The organism is Paenibacillus nanensis, from assembly GCF_003583765.1.
In the GTDB taxonomy this organism is placed as follows: Bacteria; Bacillota; Bacilli; order Paenibacillales; family Paenibacillaceae; genus Pristimantibacillus; species Pristimantibacillus nanensis.
In genome coordinates, this window is record NZ_QXQA01000021.1 from 26086 (window position 1) to 43718 (window position 17633).

The window sequence follows — 17633 nt, forward strand, 5'->3', positions numbered from 1 at the left end:
AGTAGAAATGTCCACAAAACGAGAACTGACAACTGCTCAGCTGCAGGCTTTGGAGCATGTTGCGCAATATGCCAAATCCCGAAGGAGCGAGGCGCGGCAATCTCTGGAGGACATTTTCGGCATGTCCAATATCGGATGGGAAACGTTCGAAAACGCGGCGGCTAAGTTTAAGCATAACGCGTGTGTAGCCCTGCATTTCCATCCCGACCGCCCGGCTGCCGGCAAGCGCAGCGTCGCCCAGGCGCTTCTGGAGGACGGCGTATATGAAAGCCAATTCGTCACCCGCATTTCGAACGGCAGCGTTACCGCCTATTCGGGCGGCGCAAGAGATTTGTGGGAAGAGCGGCTGTTCGGCGGCGCCTATCAGCAGGAAGGCGTTCCGGACAGCGATCGGCCCAAATACGGCGCGCTTGACTTTATGCTGCATCCCGACGGACCGGCGCCCCGATTCGGCTCCTGCTACTTCCTGCTTAAGCCGGAGGTCTCCTCGCGCTGCACGTTCACCTATCTGGATTCGCACCAGGACCCGAAGCAACGAGGCACCTTGGCGGAATTCGACGATGTGCTCGCCGCATTGTTCACGGATGCCTTTATTCTGGAATATGCGATCGGCGAGCGCGATTTGACGCCTCCGAGACTGATCCGCCGCCTGCAGGATTGTACCGATCAGCCGCTTGGGAATTTGTCTGACCGGAATGCCGGACGGAATCTGAATCATTACATCGAGGCTCAAGTTCATGGCCCTGTTTCGTTACGGGAGGACGCGGACCTGCTCGTTGCCGATCCTTCGTTCAAGGGGACGGAAATCGGAGAAACGCTTCAGCAGCTTTGCTCCAAATATAGCATCAAGCTCCACTGGCATATGGGATTTGCGCTGAGGGCGGATGAGGTGCCCGCCGATTTCAGAGGACCGGGTATGCCTTCTTTGGGCAGAAGGATCGCGTGTGGCGGCTTTATCGACGCCGCCGCGATCGGCGCCGCCGTCGTCGATCTGCGGCGCGATCCGGATGCGTGGGCCGACCGCGGAAGCGTAGATGAAGTGCTGCAGGAGCTAAAGTATATGTGGCATGTGCTGGTCCGGTTTGGCGGGCCATTTGGAGGCGGCAATACTCGGTCTAACTCTTAAGCTGAGCTGCGTTTAATACAACAGCCGCCACAAGTAGAACGTAGCGTACGCCTCCCAGCCGCTCCAGCCCTTCGACAGCTCAAGCAGCTCCGCCTTCGTCGGCTTCCGGTCGAGCCCGAGCTGCTGCTTGAGCGCGTTATGCAGCCCGACGTCGTCGATCGGGAACGCGTCCGGAAGCCTGAGGCAGCGCATCACCGCGTAGTTCGCGGTCCAAGGCCCGATGCCGCGCATGCCGGTCAGAAGCTTCTCCGCTTCCTTCAAGCTGCCGGCCGCCGTCAGCCTTTCCTTGGACAATGTTCCCGAGGCGATGGCCTCGGCCGCGCCAATCAAATATTCGCATTTCTTAACCGTCATGCGAAGCGGCTCCAGATCCGTCGGCGACAGCGCCGCGATTTCCTCGGGCCGAGGGAACAGCCAGTACCGATGGCCGTCCGCATCAATCGGCCGCCCATAGGCTTCCACCAGCCTTCGCTTCAGCGTATACGCGAACGCCAGATTAATCTGCTGGCCGATAATGCCCCAGCAGAGCGCTTCGAATAGGTCGGGAATGCCCATAAGGCGCAGCCCGTAAAAACGCCGCGCCGGCTCCACCAGCAGCGGATCCGAAGCCGCCAGCGCATAAAAGGGCGACAGATCGCGCTCCAGGTCGAACCATTCCTTCACCTCCCGCATCGCCGCTGCGCGCAAACCTTCGCCAGCTCTACTGCCAGACGCAGCGCCTAACAGCCGAACGGCAAGTCCGCCTTCCGGCGACTCGCCCACTTGTATGACAGCCGCATCCTCCCCAGCTGAAATCGCTTTATACACGAAGCCGTCCTCGATTCTGTACATGCATTCGTTCGACGACCTCGCCAAATAACGCAAATTCGGCTCGAACCGGAACAGCTCCGGCGTCTGTACGACGAACATCTCAGACGAGGCCGCTCCGCGCTCCCCGCTCTTTTCGTGCAAATGCTCCTTACGCTTCCCGTTATCCATTCTCAACCTCCTTGCCTTCGGTTATCCTACTTTAGTTGTACCACATGGCAGAGCCCTGTAAGCCGCACAATCTTGCGGTTTTATCCCTCCCTCAGCGCAAGCAGCTCCTCGGCAAGCCACTCCTTCGCCGCCAGCTCCTGAAGGGCGGAGGATAGCATTCGCGCCTGCTTTTGCAGCACATCCGCCTCGTCCGTTCCGTTCAAATACCGGGTCAGGAAATGCAGAAAAACATCCACCTGCCGAAGCCGGATCATGGCCGGTATGGCCTCCATTTCATCCGCGTGAAGCCGCACCTGACTGCCGAACCCCCGGCAAAATAAACGGACGGCCTCCCTTTCTCCCGCAGCGCCAAGCAAGCCGGAGAGGATAACCGCCGGCTCCATGACCCTTAGATCCCGCGTGCAAAACTCAAAATCGAGAAGCGCCGTCACTTCGGACGGAGATTCGGGAGAAACGAGCAGGTTGGATGCGTTCAAATCGCCATGCACCAGCTGATGAGGAAGCTTCTCCAGCCCTTCGAGCGAATCCATAATTTGAGTGTAAGCCGCGTGCAGCACCATTAGCTCCTCCCGCAGATGCTCAAACGGCGCCGGCGGACGAAGGCAAAAATCGCGGGTGGTCCGGATATCGCAATCCGGATACGCCTCCTTCAGCCGATAGTATGGCGGATAAGCTGCGGGAAGACCGGGCCGCACGGCGGTCAGCGCAGCTGACAGTTCTCCGGCCGCTCGTCCGAAGGAATAAGCAAAAACATCGCTCCCTCCGGCCGGAGACACCCCTTCGATATAACGGAACAAGCATGCGAGCTTGCCGCTGCCGTCGCCGAGCGGAACGATTGTGCTGCCGGATCGCGACGGGATCGGGGACGGCACCCCGAAGCTAAGCGGCAATCCGCTTAATCGGATTAACAGCTCATGCTCGAAGCGGATTTTCTCCAAATCGCCGTGAGCGTAGACGCGCAGCACGGATCGGTAATGTTCGTTGGCGATAAAATACGTCGAGTTGTTCCAACCGCCGTCTCTCTCCCGCAGCTCCCCCGCCCGTTCCGGCCAGTTTTCACGCAGCAGCGCTTTAAGCATGACTGCTACCTCCTTGATAGGTTTGATGGACCCAATCGGCCACGTAATCGATTAGCTTTTTAGCGGCGGGGGAGCATTTCCCGAACGACCTGGCCGCCAGTCCGACCGCGCGGTAATGGCCGCCGGCCAGCGGGAGGACGCATATGCCGTCCGATTGCCCCGCCACGATCATCTCCGGCAGTATGCTTACCCCAAGTCCGTTCCTTACCATGGCGAGAATCGCTTGATCGTCCTCCAGCTGATATTTGATATTCGGAGCAAACCGGCTTTCCGCGCAAATTCTTCTGACATCGTTATCGCAGCCCGCGGCCGGCATAATAAAAGGCTCATCCTGCAGCTGCCCGACCTCCAGTTCGGATAGCCGGCCAAGCGGATGCCCGGCTTCCAGCACGCATACCATCCTGTCTTTATGGAGGGCGATGGTCTCCAGGCCTTCCGCCGCCGGCAGATTGACGAACCCGATATCGATGCCTCCATTCGCGAGTGAATCCTCGATTTCCTGGTAGCTGCCATCCTGCAGGGTGATTTCGATAAGCGGATACTGGCTGTGAAACTGTTTGAGAATACCCGGCAGCCATTGAATCGAGACGCTGGTGAAGGTGCCGAGCCTGACCGTTCCTCGTTCAATCCCTTTAATGGCCGCTACTTCCTGATGGAGCTGTTCGTTTAATTGCAGCATCTCCCGCATAAGACGGATCATCCGTTCACCGTCCGCCGTAAGCCGTACGGCGGTTCGATTCCTCGCAAGCAGCGTCACTCCAAACTCCCGCTCCAAGCTGGAAATGGCATGGCTGACCGCCGATTGCGTAATATTCAGCTGCTCGCCCGCTTTCGTTAAGCTTTCAAGCTCCACGGCCGTGCAGAGAATCTGATATTTAAACAGAGACAAGACGCTCCCGCCTTTTCCATGAAATGAATTCATCCTTTGATTGACAAACATTCATTTTATTTATCTTTATTATAAAGCTATAATCAAAATATTCAATGACACCCCACCGATAAAAGGAGAGTTTCAGGATGGAGAATACGGCGCGGGAAGGCCAGAACTTTTATTATGCGGTTATTTTTACAAGCCAGCGGACGGAAGGAGATAACGGATACGGAGCGATGGCGGATCAAATGGTTCAGCTTGCCTCCGAGCAGCCTGGATTTATCGGCGTCGAAAGCGTCCGGGACGCGTCGGGCTCAGGCATTACCGTCTCTTATTGGGACAGCCTTGAAGCGATAAGGAACTGGAAAAGAAACGAAGCCCATCGCGTCGCGCAGGACCGGGGCAAGCAGGAATGGTACCGGCAGTACAAGGTCCGCATTTGCAAGGTCGAACGGGAATACGGACTGGAGTAACCGGTCGATGAGCAGTCGAAAGCCCGCCAACTTGACGGTTGGCGGGCTTTTACCTGCATTTCGTCTCCACGCGCGTTGAGCCAGATTTGCCCATACGGCTATGCGGCGTCTACCTTGTCGATATTTCGGAAGCTGAGATAAGTCAGCAGCACCCCCAGCACGCCAAGCGAGAGCGGAATCGCGATAATCGAGCTTAGACTAAAGCCCATGTTATTCGAGCATACAACCATTACGATAAAAACAGAGCTGATAACGGTGGACGTTATCGATTTTTTACGCATGCCGACGGCGAGCGGAAGCAAGCTCATGCCGGCAGCCGCGATGGCATGCATGACCACATGCGCGCCATGGCGGTACAGCAGCTCCGTTGTGATCGTGTCGTCCACGTACCCCATTTTCGTATTAACGGCCAGAAACAAAGCTCCCATAATCGCATTTGCAAGCACGATATTGACGAATGTCCAGGAGAAGACAATGCTGAGCTTGGCGAAAATCAGCTTTTTCCGATTAACCGGGTAGGTGAACAGCAGCGCCATCGTTTTATCCCGGAACTCGCTAATTATAAGGCGGGAGAGAAGCGCGGAAGCGTAAATAATGAAGGTCGCCCGCACCAGCGTATCGATCAAGCCGAGCATTTCCTCGTAGCTGACGAATACCGGATCGGTCTGGCTTGATCCTTCCACCATATAGATAAGCAGCAGAAAGCCGATCATAATGCCGTAGGTCAATACGGAGCCCCATAAAAATCCCGTCATTTTTCCTTTTTTAAGCTCCAGCTTGATTAAATGCATCATGGCTTCCACCTCCGCGCGTCAATTCCAGGAAATAATCTTCGAGGGAATGATGTCTCCGATTGATCGATTCCACCGGAACATCGTTCAATATCAAACCTTTGGACAGCTCCTCCGGCGTAACGGACGCATCGTATACGCGAAGCGCGTTTCCGCCGGCCAGCTTGAAATTCCGCAGCTTCAGCTTATCTTCAAGCACATAAGCCGCAAGCTTCGGATCGGAGGTCGTAATTTCGATGTAATTCGTCGTGGAACGGCGAATGCTCTCCATCGATACTTCCTGAAGCAGCCGCCCCCGGTCGATAACGCCGATCGTATCCGCTACCTGCTCCACTTCGGCGAGCAGATGACTTGATATAAGCAGCGTTATCCCATATTCGTCCCGAAGCCTGCGGAACAGCACGCGCATCTCTTGAATGCCCTCCGGGTCGAGTCCGTTAATCGGTTCGTCCAGGAGCAGCAGCTCCGGCTTCGTCATAATCGCTCTGGCGATGCCGAGCCTCTGCCTCATGCCGAGCGAATATTGTTTGACCGGCTTGCCTTCAACGCCTCTCAGCTGAACCATCTCCATCGCTTCCTTAATGGCTCCTGACCGATAATAGCCCATATATTCCGCATGCAGCTCCAAATTTTGCTGAGCCGTAAGCTTCTCATAAAAGACCGGCGTCTCGATCATTTGGCCGATGCGCTTGAGCGGCTCCACCGCCGTGGGCATGAGACGCTCGCCGAACAACTCGATTTCCCCGCCCGTCGGCTTCACCAAATTAAGGAGCATCTTCATGACGGTTGACTTCCCCGCGCCGTTCGGGCCAAGAAAACCGTATATTTCGCCCTTGCGGACTTGCATGCTAACATTCGTTACGACGTCCGACTTCCCATAGCTTTTACTGAGCAGCCGCGTCCGGATTATTTCCGTCATCCCTTCACTCTCCCGCTTGATTCGTTATGTCCTTATCTTAACGCGGGTCCCTCTCTTCTTTCTTTCTAAAATCTTACTTATTTCTTACCGCATAAAAATTGATATGTTTCCAAGTCTATTGGAACGAGAAGGTCGGTCATCTCTGAAATGCCTCGATAAAGGTGTTCTCACTTTCGCTCGTCATCACCGAACCCCGCCCGCTTCAGCGAGACGGTAAAGCTGGTACGGATATGGGGTACGCTTTGGAGCGAGATGCTGCCGCCGAGCTTTTCGACAAGCCGCTTTGTTATCGTCAATCCGAGTCCGCTTCCCTGCACATTGCGGTTGCGGGAATCCTCCAGCGTATACAGCCGCTCGAAGACCCGGGGCTGATCCGGCAGCGGAATGCCGGGTCCCCGGTCAGCCACCTCAATCAGAACGTACGAATCCCGCTCTTCCATCTTCAGCCCCAAATACCGCCCCGCCGCGCCGTAACGGACGGCATTCGACAGCAGGTTATCCAGAATGCGCGTCAACGCCTCTTCGTTCGCGTAAACCATCAGCGGCCGATCCGGAATGTCGAGCTCCACCTCGTAACGATCGGCTGCGAGCAGATCGTAATATTCCAATAAGCGCCTTCTCGCCAGCTCGCCGGCGTCCAGCAGCGCAAGAGGGAGCTCAGTATCGTTCGACTCCAGCCTCGCGAGATCGAAGAACGCGTTCATCAGCTCCAGCACTTCAAGCGTCTTCCGGCGAACTTGTCCGAGCAGCCGTCTCCGCTCCTCAGGCTCGGCATCCGGATTGCGTTCCAGCATCTCCGCATACCCGAGCACGACCGTGAGCGGCGTCTTCAAATCATGCGACACATTCGATAGCATTTTGCGCATCGCCTGCTCCGTCATCGCGTAATCGGATGCGGACTTGCCGGCGAGATCGAGCCATTGATTGACGGACCGCAGCAGCTCCCTCAGCTCGGGCTGGTCGGTTATAAGCTGCACGCGCTCATTGGAAGCCATAGGCCGGCAGGCCAGCTCGTTCAATTTCTCCGAAATATAGCGAAGCTGCCTGCGCAAGGCCCGGCTTCTTCTTTTCTCATATAAATACATCAGCAATAAAAAAAGAATCAGCGCAATGGCTGCAGGAATCATGATAAGCCTTCCCCCAGTCTGTAGCCGATTCCCCATAATGTGCGAATATAGCGCGGGTTCGACGGATCGTCCTCGATCTTCTCCCTCAGCCTTCTCATATGGACATTGATCACATTTTCGTCCCCGTAATAGTCTTCGTTCCATATCAGCTCGTAGATCATCGCCTTCGTATAGACCCTGGCCGGATTCTGAACGAACAGTTTAAGAATCTGGAATTCCGTGGCGGTTAGCTTTATAGGCTCGCCGCGCTTAGCGACGGAGAAGTTATCGGGATCGATGCACAGCTCGCCAACCGTTAGCAGCTTCCGCCCGGGCTCCTCAGGCTCCGGCTCGGCGGCCGGGGCCGCATACTGCGTCGCTCTTCGAATCGACGCGCTTACCCTAGCGGAAAGCTCCAGGAGCGAGAACGGCTTCGCGATATAATCGTCCGCACCAAAACGTAAGCCCAGCGCCTTGTCTACCTCCCCATCCTTGGCCGACAGGATAAGAATGGGGACTTTGCTGCGTTCCCTTATCCTTTGCAGGACATCGAGTCCATTGGCGTTCGGCAGCATCAAATCCAGCAGCACAAGATCGAACGAGCCTTCCTCGAAGGCGCGAAGCGCCTTTCCGCCGTCTTGAACAATCGTAATGCGGTAACCTTCCTGGATCAAATAGCGCTCGACCATCTCGCTAATGGACGCGTCATCTTCAATGAGAAGCAAGCTTGCGGACATGCCGTATCCCTCTCCTTTCCTGCCATCCGCCCGTGCAGCGCGGCCCTCTTATCTCTTTTTAAATACGAGCAAAAGAACGGTAATGATCGTAAACGCGGTTAGCGCAAGAAACGGGATCGTGACGAATCCCCACCAGTTGATGTATTGCCCGCTGCATGGCACGCCCTTCGTGCAAGGTTTAATGGCCGCAAAGCCGGGAATCTTTTGCTCCATGTAATGGAACGAAGATACCAGCATGCCGAGGATGGACAGCGGAAGCACGTATTTGCGGATAGCATGTTCGTCATAGAAGGCCGCAATGCCTAGAATGACGCTGAGCGGATACATCAGAATCCGCTGATACCAGCACAGCTCGCATGGAATAAACCCGCGGATCTCGCTAAAGTATAAGCTGCCCAGCGTCGCGACGACGGCGACGAGCCAGGCCAGGTATAAAACATTTCGCCGGATGAGCTCCATAATGCGCCTCCTACTTTAACGCCTGCTCGATCGCCGCTTGAATCGCCTTGTAATCGAACGGGTTCGTGATTTGGACTTCGTTGATCATAATCGTCGGCGTTCCTTTTATGTTGAACTGGTTGACTAAAATTTCGTCCAGACCTACAAGCTTGCTTGCTTCCTCTGTATTCATCGTCGTTTTGAGCTGCTCCGCGTCGAGATCCGGCACGGCTGCCTTCGCGACCTCAAGCACCTTTTCTTCCGTCAGCCACAGGCTGTCGTGATCGTTATCCGGCTGTTCGTCGAACAGCTTTTTATGGAAGTCCCAGAATTGATCCGGATGCAGCTTCAGCATCGACTCGCTTGCAAGCGCGCCTGTTACCGATTCCTCGCCGTGGAAGAGGACGTTGATGTAGGAAAAGGTCGCTTTGCCCGTGTCTACGTAATCCGCCTTCAGCTGAGGCCATACCGTCTCTCCCCACAATTTGCAAGAAGGGCATTTGTAATCGCCGAATTCGACGATCGACACTTTCGCCGAGGCGTCGCCCATCACGGGCTGAGCAACCGTCGACGGCGCGCTGTCCATGCTCACATTTTCGTTGTCTCCGCCCTTTGACTGCTGATTAATGACAAACAACGCGACTGCCACCACAATAATAATGGCCGTATACAGAACGAAATAACGCGATCCGCCCGCCTTAGCCCCTTTTTTTGTTGACATAGCTCCAACCACCTAACGAATAAATTTGCGCAGCATAAATCGCCTGCTCTCCAAACGATAACATAACGCTCGTCCTTCCACTATACAGCTTTCTGCGCTAATTCGCACAATTTTGAAAACGGCCGTCCGCGCCGTGCTACAATACTCTAGAAGTGTGAAACTTGATACTAGCGAGGTGTATCCATGGAAGCCAAACGCGCGGCCGCAGAGCTTGCGGTGGAACTGCTGCAGGATGGCATGACTGTCGGCTTAGGCACAGGCTCGACCGTCTATTATTCGATTCAAGCGATCGGCAGAAAGGTTGCAAACGGACTCTCCATTCGGGCCGTAGCCACTTCCGTCCGCTCGGAGATGCTGGCCAAAGAGCTGGACATTCCGATGATTCCGTTCTCGGAGGTTGAGGAAATCGATATGACGATAGACGGCGCCGATGAGGCCGATCCCGAGTGGAACTTGATAAAAGGCGGAGGAGGCGCGCTGCTGCGGGAAAAAATTGTCGCCGATGCAAGCAAGCAGCTGATCATCGTCGTCGACGAATCCAAGCTTGTTCAACGTCTCGGCCGGTTCCCGCTCCCCGTCGAGGTGGTCCCCTTCGGCTTTGAGCTTACGCAGCGGAAGCTGCGCCGACTCGGCTGCGAGCCGAAATTGAGAATGTCGGATTCTCAGCTCTATATGACCGACAACGGGAACTATATGATGGATTGTGAATTCGACAGCATCGCGCAGCCCGGCCGGCTCAGCGAGGAGCTGCACCGAATCCCCGGAGTCGTCGAGCACGGGTTATTTGTCGGTATGGCTTCCCAGGTCATCGTCGGCCGCTTAGACGGTACCGCTTATACGCTGGATCGCGTTCGAACGTAGCGCTTCCGTCCGAGGCGCCGGAACAAAAAAGCGCAAGAACCGGCTAACTTCCCGGTCTTGCGCTTTTATTCCATTAGCTATGGAATTCGAGTCCGTTATAGACCGGCTTCACGTAGCCGGTGCGGACGACGAAGTCGCCGAAATGCTCGCCTTTTTCGCGTTCCGTCGCGTAATGCTTGAAGATCGGCGTCAAGATGTCGATAATTTCGTCCTCGCCCACATTCTCGCGGTACAGCTTGCTCAAGCGGTCGCCAGCAAAGCCGGCGCCCATGTACATATTGTATTTGCCCAGCGATTTGCCGATGAAGGCAATTTCGCCAAGCGCAGGACGCGCGCAGCCGTTCGGGCATCCTGTCATGCGGATGTTGATTTCATCCTCTTTCAGGCCAACCTCTTCCATGATCGGCTCCAGCTTATCGAGAAGCGTCGGCAGGTAACGCTCCGCCTCCGCCATCGCGAGTCCGCATGTAGGCAAAGCTACGCAGGACAGCGCGCTGCGGCGAAGCGCCGAATAGTTGCCGGCTTCCGCTATGCCGTATTGGCCAAGAAGCTCAATGATTTGCTTTTTCTTCGCCGTCGTAATGCCCGCGATCATCAGGTTCTGGTTCGCGGTCAGACGGAAGTCGCCGGTATGGATCTTCGCGATCTCGCGCAGACCTGTCTTAAGCTGAAGGCCGTCCGTGTCCGCAATACGTCCGCTGTTAATGTACAGCGTCAGATTCCAGCGGCCGTTCTTATCCTTCTGCCAGCCGTAGCGGTCGCCGCTGCTTTCGAATGTGAACGGACGAGCCGGCTGAAGCTCCCATCCGAGGCGCTCTTGCAGCTCGTCGACGAACCATTCCAAGCCGTGGCGGTCGATCGTATATTTGAAGCGCGCATTTTTCCGTACGGAGCGGTTGCCGTAATCGCGCTGAATCGTCACCGTCTTCTCGGCAACAGCCAGCACCTGATCCGGCGTGATAAAGCCGATAACGCGGCCGAGCTGCGGATACGTATTCGGATCGCCGTGCGACATGCCCATGCCGCCGCCGACGGTTACATTGAAGCCGGCCAGCTTGCCTTTCTCCACAATCGCGATGTAGCCCAAATCCTGCGAGAATACGTCAACGTCGTTGGACGGCGGAACCGCGATGCCGATCTTGAATTTACGAGGCAGGTAGACAGGTCCGTAGATCGGCTCTACCAGATCTTCTCCTTCGACCTTCGCGATTTCAAGGCTGTCGACAATTTTTTCGCCGTCGAGCCAAATCTCATGGTAAGCCGGCGTGCGAGGCGCCAGATGCTTCGTTATCTTCTGCGACCATTCGTACACTTCGGCATGAATCTCGGATTGCTCCGGATTCGGATTGCACATGACGTTACGGTTAACGTCGCCGCATGCCGCCAGCGTTGTCAGCAGCGTCTTGTTGATGGTATGGATCGTATTTTTCAAGTTCCACTTCAATACGCCATGAAGCTGGAACGCTTGTCTCGTTGTCAAACGGATGCTTCCGCTGCCGTATTTGTCGGCAAGCTCGTCGATGACCAGCCACTGCTCCGGCGACGATACGCCGCCCGGCGTCACGACGCGAAGCATGAACTGGTATGAAGGCTCCAGCTTCTGCTTCTGGCGCTCGTTGCGCACGTCGCGGTCGTCCTGCATGTAGCTGCCGTGGAATTTCAGCAGGCGGTTATCCAGCTCCGACAAACCGCCCGTTATCCGGTTTTGCAGCGATTCGACGAGCGAACCGCGCAGGTAGTTGCTTTCGATCTTCAATTGCTCAACGTCGCTCGGCGGTCCGCCGATCGGCTCCACTTTATGTCCCTTCGCCATTGCTGCGGGCTCCTTTCCTATGCGCCTCGCGCGCACATCCAATCTCTATAATTAATACACGTCGCGTTGGTAACGCTGCTGAGCCTGCAAGTCCGCCAAATAGGCTTTCGCCGCCTCCGCGTCCATGCCGCCCTGCTGCTCGATAATCGTGAGAAGCGCATTGTGAACGTCATGCGCCATATGCTTCTCGTCGCCGCACACATAGACATGCGCGCCTTCCTTCAGCCAAGCGTACAGCTCTGCCGCATGCTCCAGCATCCGATGCTGCACGTACACTTTCTCTTCGGAGTCGCGCGAGAACGCGACATCCAGCTTCGTCAGCACGCCGTCCTTCAGCATGCGCTGCCAATCCGTCTGGTAGAGGAAGTCCGTCACAAAATGACGGTCTCCGTAGAACAGCCACGTTTTGCCTTCGGCCCCCAGCTCTTCACGCTCTTCGAGGAACGCTCGGAACGGCGCCACGCCTGTGCCCGGTCCGATCATAATAACCGGCGTTTCCGGGTTAGCCGGCAGCTTGAAGTTCGGGTTCTGCTGGATGAAGATCGGCAGCGTATCGCCCTCCTGCAGCCGCTCCGACACTTGTACGGAGCATACGCCGCCGCGTTTTCTGCCATGCGCCTCGTATTCAACCTTGCGGATCGTGAGATGCACTTCATCCGGATGGGCTTTGCCGCTGCTTGCGATCGAATACAATCTCGGCGGCAGCTTGCGCAAAATCGACACGAGGTCGGATGCGCTTAGCTTCCAAGGACCGAAGTCCTGAAGCAGATCAAGCAGATCTCTGCCGTTCGTATACGCTCTAAGCTCTTCCTTGTTCTCCGGTTTCACTAGCTCGGCCAGCTTGCCGTTCTCCGAGAACGCGGCCGCTTTCTCAAGCAAAGGCTTCGTAAGCACCGTAATTTCGAACTGGCGCAGCAGCGCGGAACGAAGCGTGCCTTCGTCTCCGGCCTTGCCCGGCACAACAGCTTCGTCCGGCGACCAGTTCATTGCCGTAATAATCTGATCGACAAGCGCCGGATCATTCTCCGGATAAATGCCGACGACATCGCCCGGCTCGTAGGTTAGACCCGATCCCTCAAGCGACAGCTCGAGATGGCGCGTCTCACGGTCCGAGCCTCTGCCGTTCAAGTTAATCGTCGTCATGACTTCCGCTTGGTACGGATTCGAACGCGAATATTGCGATTCCGCCGGCGCAGCCGCGGATACCGCCTGTCCGGCAGGCGCTGCGGACGCCGCCGCGCCGGATGCCGATTGAAGCGCCTCAACAACGCTCGACAGCCATGCGGACGCGGGACCTTCGAAATCCACGTCGCAATCGACGCGCTCTACGATGCGCTCCGCGCCAAGCTCAGCAAGCCGCTCGTCGAAATCTTTGCCCGTCTTGCAGAAAAATTCATAGGACGTGTCGCCGAGCGCAAGCACGGAATATTTCAGACCGTCCAGCTTCGGCGCGCGCTTCGAATGCAGGAATTCATAGAAAGTAAGCGCGTTATCCGGCGGATCGCCTTCGCCATGCGTACTCGCTACAATAAATAAATGCGCGGTCTTCTTCAGGTTGTTCGTCTTATAAGCGTTCATTGCGGAAAGCGTGACTTCAAAGCCCTGCTCCTTCAGCGTATTCGCCAATTTCCCTGCCAACCGCTGCGAGTTGCCTGTCTGCGAACCAAAGAGGATCGTCGCTTCCCGCGGTGCCGAAGGCACGGCAGCTGCAGCTGGAACCGGCTGCTCCAGAACAGGCGCTGCAATTGCGGCCGCCGCCTCGTTGGAAGCCGCGCCTGTGCGATAGAAGGTTAAAAATCCGCCTAACCATTGAATTTGGGACTCCGTCAAGGTCGGCAGCAGCTGATTAAGCAGCTCGGCCTGCGCTTCCGTGAACGGACTGTTCGTCACTTTAAGTTGCAACAACATCCACCTCGCATCAAATCTCGTTCATATTATAAATCCAAGTATATCACTATGGTTTTTTATACTGCATTAAAACTACCACAGTCGCCATTTTCGGTCAATGAATTACACCTGTTTTTGGCTATAAGAAGTTTTGAAGAAAGCCGTGAGCTTTCCTTATAGAGAGTCATTCTCAGCAAAACGCATGAAAAAAGCCTTCATCCATATTCCGAATGGACTGAAGGCTTCTCCTCACCCGTCTTTTCAATGGGGCAAACGTTTACTTCATCGATGCAAGCCAGTTGGTCAAATTGTCGATATCCGCCGCGCTTAGCTGGTCTTTAAAAGCCGGCATGCCGCCTCCGCCGTTCTCAATGCGCGTTCTGATCTCGTCAACCGATAGATTGGCGCCCGCTTTCTGCAAATTCGGTCCAACTCCGCCAGACAAGTCCGCGGCATGGCAGCCGACGCAGCTGGCTTGGTAGACGGCCTCTGCCGCTGTCGCGTCTACCGTCCCGCCGCCTGCAGCGCCGTTATTTGCGCCGCCGTTGTTCGCAGCGCCGTTATTCGCGCCGCCATTGTTTGCGGTTCCTCCGTTATTCGTGGTTCCGCCGTTATTCGTAGTCCCACCGTTGTTGTTTGTTCCCGCGTTGTTATTTCCACCGCACGCCGTAAGCCCGATGGCCAAAGCTGCGGACGTAACAAGCAGCATCCATTTGGCAGTTCGCATAGTTAACAGCCTCCTTCTTTGGTAAATCCGTTATTACATTTCCCTATTCCCGCCATCCTATACGCACTGTATGGCCTAATTAGACGGAATGCATGATCTGCGGCGCATAACCAGCCAATTGCTGGACAACCTATAAACGTCATGACAAGATTTAGCAAAAATATTGCCGCAGCTAAGAGGTGAGGAACATGGATTCTCAAAAGGAATTAATCGCCCATTTGTCGGAGCTGAGGAAGCGGCTGCTGATCGTATTCAGCTGGTTCATCCTGTCAATGTGCGGAGGGCTGTACGCATCCCCTCATATATTGCGGTATATCAAATCGGGCCCGACAGCGAACGCGGTGGAATGGAACGTCTTCTCTTACACGGACGGCTTGTTCATTTATTTGCGATGCGCCTTTCTGTTCGCCATCTTGTTCACGCTCCCCGTGCTGCTTTACCAGCTGTGGGCGTTCGTCCGGCCCGGGTTAACATCGACGGAGGCAAAAGGAACGCTGGCCTACGTGCCGGTATCCTTTCTGCTTTTTCTGACGGGTACCGCCTTCAGCTACTACATCGTTTTTCCGATGATGATTGAGTTTATGGCGGAAATGAATCAAAACGTAGGGGCTGTCGAAACGTACGGGATCGATCGGTACTTCAGCTTTATGTTCAGTATCATCTTCCCGCTCGGCGTCGCTTTTGAAATGCCGCTTGTGATGCTGTTCCTGACCCGGCTCGGGCTGCTGACCCCTGAACGTCTTACCGTTACGAGGAAATACGCGTATGTCGGACTGGCGATCGTTGGCGCTTGCATCTCGCCGCCGGACTTTGTATCGCATCTGTCCGTAACCGTGCCGCTGCTGGCGCTGTTCGAGATCAGCGCGTTCCTGTCCCGCCGGTTTGCAAGGCGGATGTCGGCCGCTCCGACAACAACTTAAACATAAAGGAGAGTTTGTGATGTTCAATAATATCGGTGTATCGGGATTGCTGATTATTTTGCTGATTGCGCTTATTGTGTTCGGCCCTGCCAAGCTGCCGATGCTCGGACGGGCGTTCGGTGACACGCTCCGCGAATTCCGGAGCTCCACCCGCGGCATTGTGGAAGAAGATCCTTCCGTTCCAAAGCTGGAGAAAAAGGACGAGCTGGATAAGCTGCTGTAATGAACCACCCCCGTTCGGCCAGAAGCCGGCGGATCAGAGCAATAGATAACAACAAGGAAGGCTCGCTGCTTGAAAAAGAGGCGAGCCTTCTTTATTCGGGATTTCGCCCCTGCTTTTATCCGTTTGCGCCACTGGCTCTAAACCAATTCACCGTATCCCGAATCGTCTCCTCAAGCGGTCTGCATGTCACCTTCAGGTGACGGGCAGCCTTTGCTCCGCTCGTTCGTTTCATTTCCGTCATAACGCGCAGCTCATCTAATGACAGATCGGTTTCTTTATTTCGTAACGCCGCTATTCGTTCATTTATCCATGTTGACAGGTAGACCATCGGAATCGGAAATTTTTTGGACGGTCCTTGAACGCCGGAAACCTTCTGAAGAATGGCGAACAATTCCTCTAAACTCGTATAGTGGCCGGATATAATGTACCGTTCGTTGCCGATAGAGGATTCGGCTGCTTTCATCATCGCATACGCGACATCCCTGGCATCCACGACATCTATACCGGAAGGGAAAGATCCCGGCAGCTTCCTGGACAGAAAATTTAATACCAGCTGGCCGCTGCCGGTTGGCGCGGAATCGCCGGGCCCGAACATCCATGCGGGCAAAAACGTAACGACCGGCGTTCGGTGACTCCGTAAAAACTTATCAATTTCCTGGTCGCCGACCACTTTGCTCTTTCCGTATAAGTTTAGCGCTTCATCCGGATTCATCCGGTCATTCTCATCGCTTGGCTTTCCGTCCTCGCGTTTGCGAAGCGTCGCGTTCGTACTGGTATGCACAATTTTCCGTACGCCGTATTTCTCGGCATATTCAAATAACCGAACGGTATGGGTTACATTGATTTGCTTTAAAGGCGTCCAGTGATCTCCCCTGCGAAACGTCTCGCGAAAATAGGCGGCCGTATGGAAGAGAACATCGCAATCCTGCAGGTGATGCGCCCATGGTTCAATGTCCATCATATCCCCGGTAATAATCTCGACATTTAAACCGCCAAGCAGCTTTTCCGCTTTTTTTGCCGATCGGACAAGCGTCTTGACCTGATAACCATTTTCCGCTAAAAGCCGAACCAAATTGCCGCCAAGTAATCCTGTACCACCAGTCACAAACGCGCGCATCTTGCCTCTCCTCCTAATGTCAATTATTGGTGCAAATCAAGCATACAACGAAAAGTGAACAAAGTAAACTAAAATTATAAAATTAGTTCATTTTGTACATACCGTTTATTTCAGTTTACTTCGAAGGAAATGTGAGTTACGATGGAAGGGATGAGATTGGAGGCTGGGAAGATGGAGAAGGACCAAATTCGATTCAAATATTTCGAAAAAATAAAGCCTGTTTTCAGAAAGAACCGGTTTAGCCAGCTCAATATGGACGATATTGCAAGGCATATGGATATTAGTAAGGCGACCATGTACAAATACTTCTCGTCGAAAGACGAAATCGTCAAATTGTTTGTCGATAGCTGCGCGGACTACTTTAAATCCGGCGAGAACATGATGTTAGACGAGGGACTATCCTATTTGGAGCGGTTTCAGATCACCTTTGAGCATTCTTTGAAAGCCGCGGTTTACGTGCCGGATATTCTTCTGCAAGATTTAAAAGAGGCCTATCCCAAGCTTTTAGATACTCTCTTGCGCGCTGAACAAGAACGCCTGGCCTGTTTCAAGCAGTTTTTCGATGCCGGCGCCGCCGAAGGCGTCTTCAATCCCATCAATCCTGCATTGTACTTAGTCCAGGACGACGTCGTTCTTAGACGTATATTGGAGCCTTCGTTCACCATTCAGTTTGATATCACCTTGAAAAAGGCGCTATCGGATTATTACTTGATTAAAAAACATCAATTCATTACTCCGCCGTTTCTGGATTCGGTTGACGATGGCATCATGGATAAGAAGATCCAGCAAGTCATTCAACAAATTTCATGAGCAGGGCGGCCTGCTGCCAATAAACCAGCGGCGAAC

19 protein-coding genes are annotated in these 17633 nt (G+C 54.7%); 6 read left to right on the forward strand and 13 right to left on the reverse strand.

All coding sequences use genetic code 11. The annotated features are described in order from the left end of the window. Nucleotides 1–7 precede the first annotated feature (7 nt). Nucleotides 8–1126: a DUF3626 domain-containing protein gene (locus D3P08_RS24100; protein ID WP_119602691.1), complete on the forward strand. Its 1119-nt coding sequence runs from the start codon at nucleotides 8–10 to the stop codon at nucleotides 1124–1126. A 12-nt stretch (nucleotides 1127–1138) separates the two neighbouring features. Here D3P08_RS24100 and D3P08_RS24105 read toward each other — a convergent pair whose 3' ends face one another. From D3P08_RS24105 to D3P08_RS24115, 3 genes are all read right to left on the reverse strand, one after another. Then, complete coding sequence (locus D3P08_RS24105; RefSeq protein ID WP_338068744.1) at nucleotides 1139–2104, reverse strand: DNA-3-methyladenine glycosylase 2; 966 nt, start codon at nucleotides 2102–2104, stop codon at nucleotides 1139–1141. 80 nt (nucleotides 2105–2184) lie between these two features. Next, nucleotides 2185–3183, reverse strand: coding sequence for a phosphotransferase (locus tag D3P08_RS24110; protein WP_119602692.1), 999 nt, complete (start codon nucleotides 3181–3183; stop codon nucleotides 2185–2187). Then, nucleotides 3176–4072: a LysR family transcriptional regulator gene (locus tag D3P08_RS24115; RefSeq protein ID WP_119602762.1), complete on the reverse strand. Its 897-nt coding sequence runs from the start codon at nucleotides 4070–4072 to the stop codon at nucleotides 3176–3178. The genes D3P08_RS24110 and D3P08_RS24115 overlap by 8 nt, the downstream gene beginning before the upstream one ends. Before the next feature lie 128 nt (nucleotides 4073–4200). On the opposite strand from D3P08_RS24115, the gene D3P08_RS24120 reads away from it, so the two are divergent. Continuing rightward, complete coding sequence (locus D3P08_RS24120; protein WP_119602693.1) at nucleotides 4201–4527, forward strand: antibiotic biosynthesis monooxygenase family protein; 327 nt, start codon at nucleotides 4201–4203, stop codon at nucleotides 4525–4527. Nucleotides 4528–4625: 98 nt separating this feature from the next. Here D3P08_RS24120 and D3P08_RS24125 read toward each other — a convergent pair whose 3' ends face one another. The 6 genes from D3P08_RS24125 to D3P08_RS24150 form a co-directional block, all read right to left on the reverse strand. Beyond that, nucleotides 4626–5321 carry an ABC transporter permease gene (locus D3P08_RS24125; RefSeq protein ID WP_119602694.1) on the reverse strand — a complete coding sequence of 232 codons (696 nt, stop codon included), beginning with the start codon at nucleotides 5319–5321 and terminating at the stop codon, nucleotides 4626–4628. Further along, nucleotides 5293–6237, reverse strand: coding sequence for an ATP-binding cassette domain-containing protein (locus tag D3P08_RS24130; protein ID WP_119602695.1), 945 nt, complete (start codon nucleotides 6235–6237; stop codon nucleotides 5293–5295). Before D3P08_RS24130 ends, D3P08_RS24125 begins: the two co-directional genes overlap by 29 nt. Nucleotides 6238–6404: 167 nt before the next feature. Then, nucleotides 6405–7364: a sensor histidine kinase gene (locus D3P08_RS24135; protein ID WP_119602696.1), complete on the reverse strand. Its 960-nt coding sequence runs from the start codon at nucleotides 7362–7364 to the stop codon at nucleotides 6405–6407. After that, nucleotides 7361–8080, reverse strand: coding sequence for a response regulator transcription factor (locus D3P08_RS24140; RefSeq protein ID WP_119602697.1), 720 nt, complete (start codon nucleotides 8078–8080; stop codon nucleotides 7361–7363). The genes D3P08_RS24135 and D3P08_RS24140 overlap by 4 nt, the downstream gene beginning before the upstream one ends. Nucleotides 8081–8128: 48 nt before the next feature. Then, a complete protein-coding gene (locus tag D3P08_RS24145; RefSeq protein ID WP_119602698.1) occupies nucleotides 8129–8539 on the reverse strand; it encodes a disulfide oxidoreductase in 411 nt (136 codons plus the stop codon). 10 nt (nucleotides 8540–8549) lie between these two features. Further along, entirely contained in the window at nucleotides 8550–9239 is a 690-nt protein-coding gene (locus D3P08_RS24150; protein ID WP_119602699.1) for a DsbA family protein, read from the reverse strand. Nucleotides 9240–9422: 183 nt separating this feature from the next. On the opposite strand from D3P08_RS24150, the gene rpiA reads away from it, so the two are divergent. Continuing rightward, nucleotides 9423–10100, forward strand: a complete 678-nt coding sequence (gene rpiA, locus D3P08_RS24155) for a ribose-5-phosphate isomerase RpiA (protein WP_119602700.1) — start codon at nucleotides 9423–9425, stop codon at nucleotides 10098–10100. A 73-nt stretch (nucleotides 10101–10173) separates the two neighbouring features. Here the strand turns inward: rpiA and cysI are convergent, their stop codons facing one another. From cysI to D3P08_RS24170, 3 genes are all read right to left on the reverse strand, one after another. Beyond that, nucleotides 10174–11913: an assimilatory sulfite reductase (NADPH) hemoprotein subunit gene (gene cysI / locus D3P08_RS24160; protein ID WP_119602701.1), complete on the reverse strand. Its 1740-nt coding sequence runs from the start codon at nucleotides 11911–11913 to the stop codon at nucleotides 10174–10176. Between the two features lie 51 nt (nucleotides 11914–11964). Further along, the gene (locus tag D3P08_RS24165) at nucleotides 11965–13815 is read right to left on the reverse strand and encodes an assimilatory sulfite reductase (NADPH) flavoprotein subunit (protein WP_119602702.1); all 1851 of its coding nucleotides are present in this window, start codon (nucleotides 13813–13815) and stop codon (nucleotides 11965–11967) included. A gap of 262 nt (nucleotides 13816–14077) precedes the next feature. Further along, nucleotides 14078–14527: a c-type cytochrome gene (locus D3P08_RS24170; protein ID WP_240647731.1), complete on the reverse strand. Its 450-nt coding sequence runs from the start codon at nucleotides 14525–14527 to the stop codon at nucleotides 14078–14080. Nucleotides 14528–14715: 188 nt separating this feature from the next. Here D3P08_RS24170 and tatC point away from each other — a divergent pair, with 188 nt between their 5' ends. Continuing rightward, nucleotides 14716–15447 (forward strand): twin-arginine translocase subunit TatC, encoded by a 732-nt coding sequence (gene tatC / locus D3P08_RS24175; protein WP_119602703.1) that lies wholly within the window; start codon nucleotides 14716–14718, stop codon nucleotides 15445–15447. 19 nt (nucleotides 15448–15466) lie between these two features. Then, entirely contained in the window at nucleotides 15467–15670 is a 204-nt protein-coding gene (gene tatA, locus D3P08_RS24180; RefSeq protein ID WP_119602704.1) for a twin-arginine translocase TatA/TatE family subunit, read from the forward strand. Between the two features lie 115 nt (nucleotides 15671–15785). Here the strand turns inward: tatA and D3P08_RS24185 are convergent, their stop codons facing one another. After that, nucleotides 15786–16787, reverse strand: coding sequence for an NAD-dependent epimerase/dehydratase family protein (locus D3P08_RS24185; protein WP_119602705.1), 1002 nt, complete (start codon nucleotides 16785–16787; stop codon nucleotides 15786–15788). 171 nt (nucleotides 16788–16958) lie between these two features. Between D3P08_RS24185 and D3P08_RS24190 the strand changes: the two genes are divergently transcribed. Beyond that, complete coding sequence (locus D3P08_RS24190) at nucleotides 16959–17597, forward strand: TetR/AcrR family transcriptional regulator (RefSeq protein WP_119602706.1); 639 nt, start codon at nucleotides 16959–16961, stop codon at nucleotides 17595–17597. The last annotated feature ends 36 nt before the right edge of the window (nucleotides 17598–17633 follow it).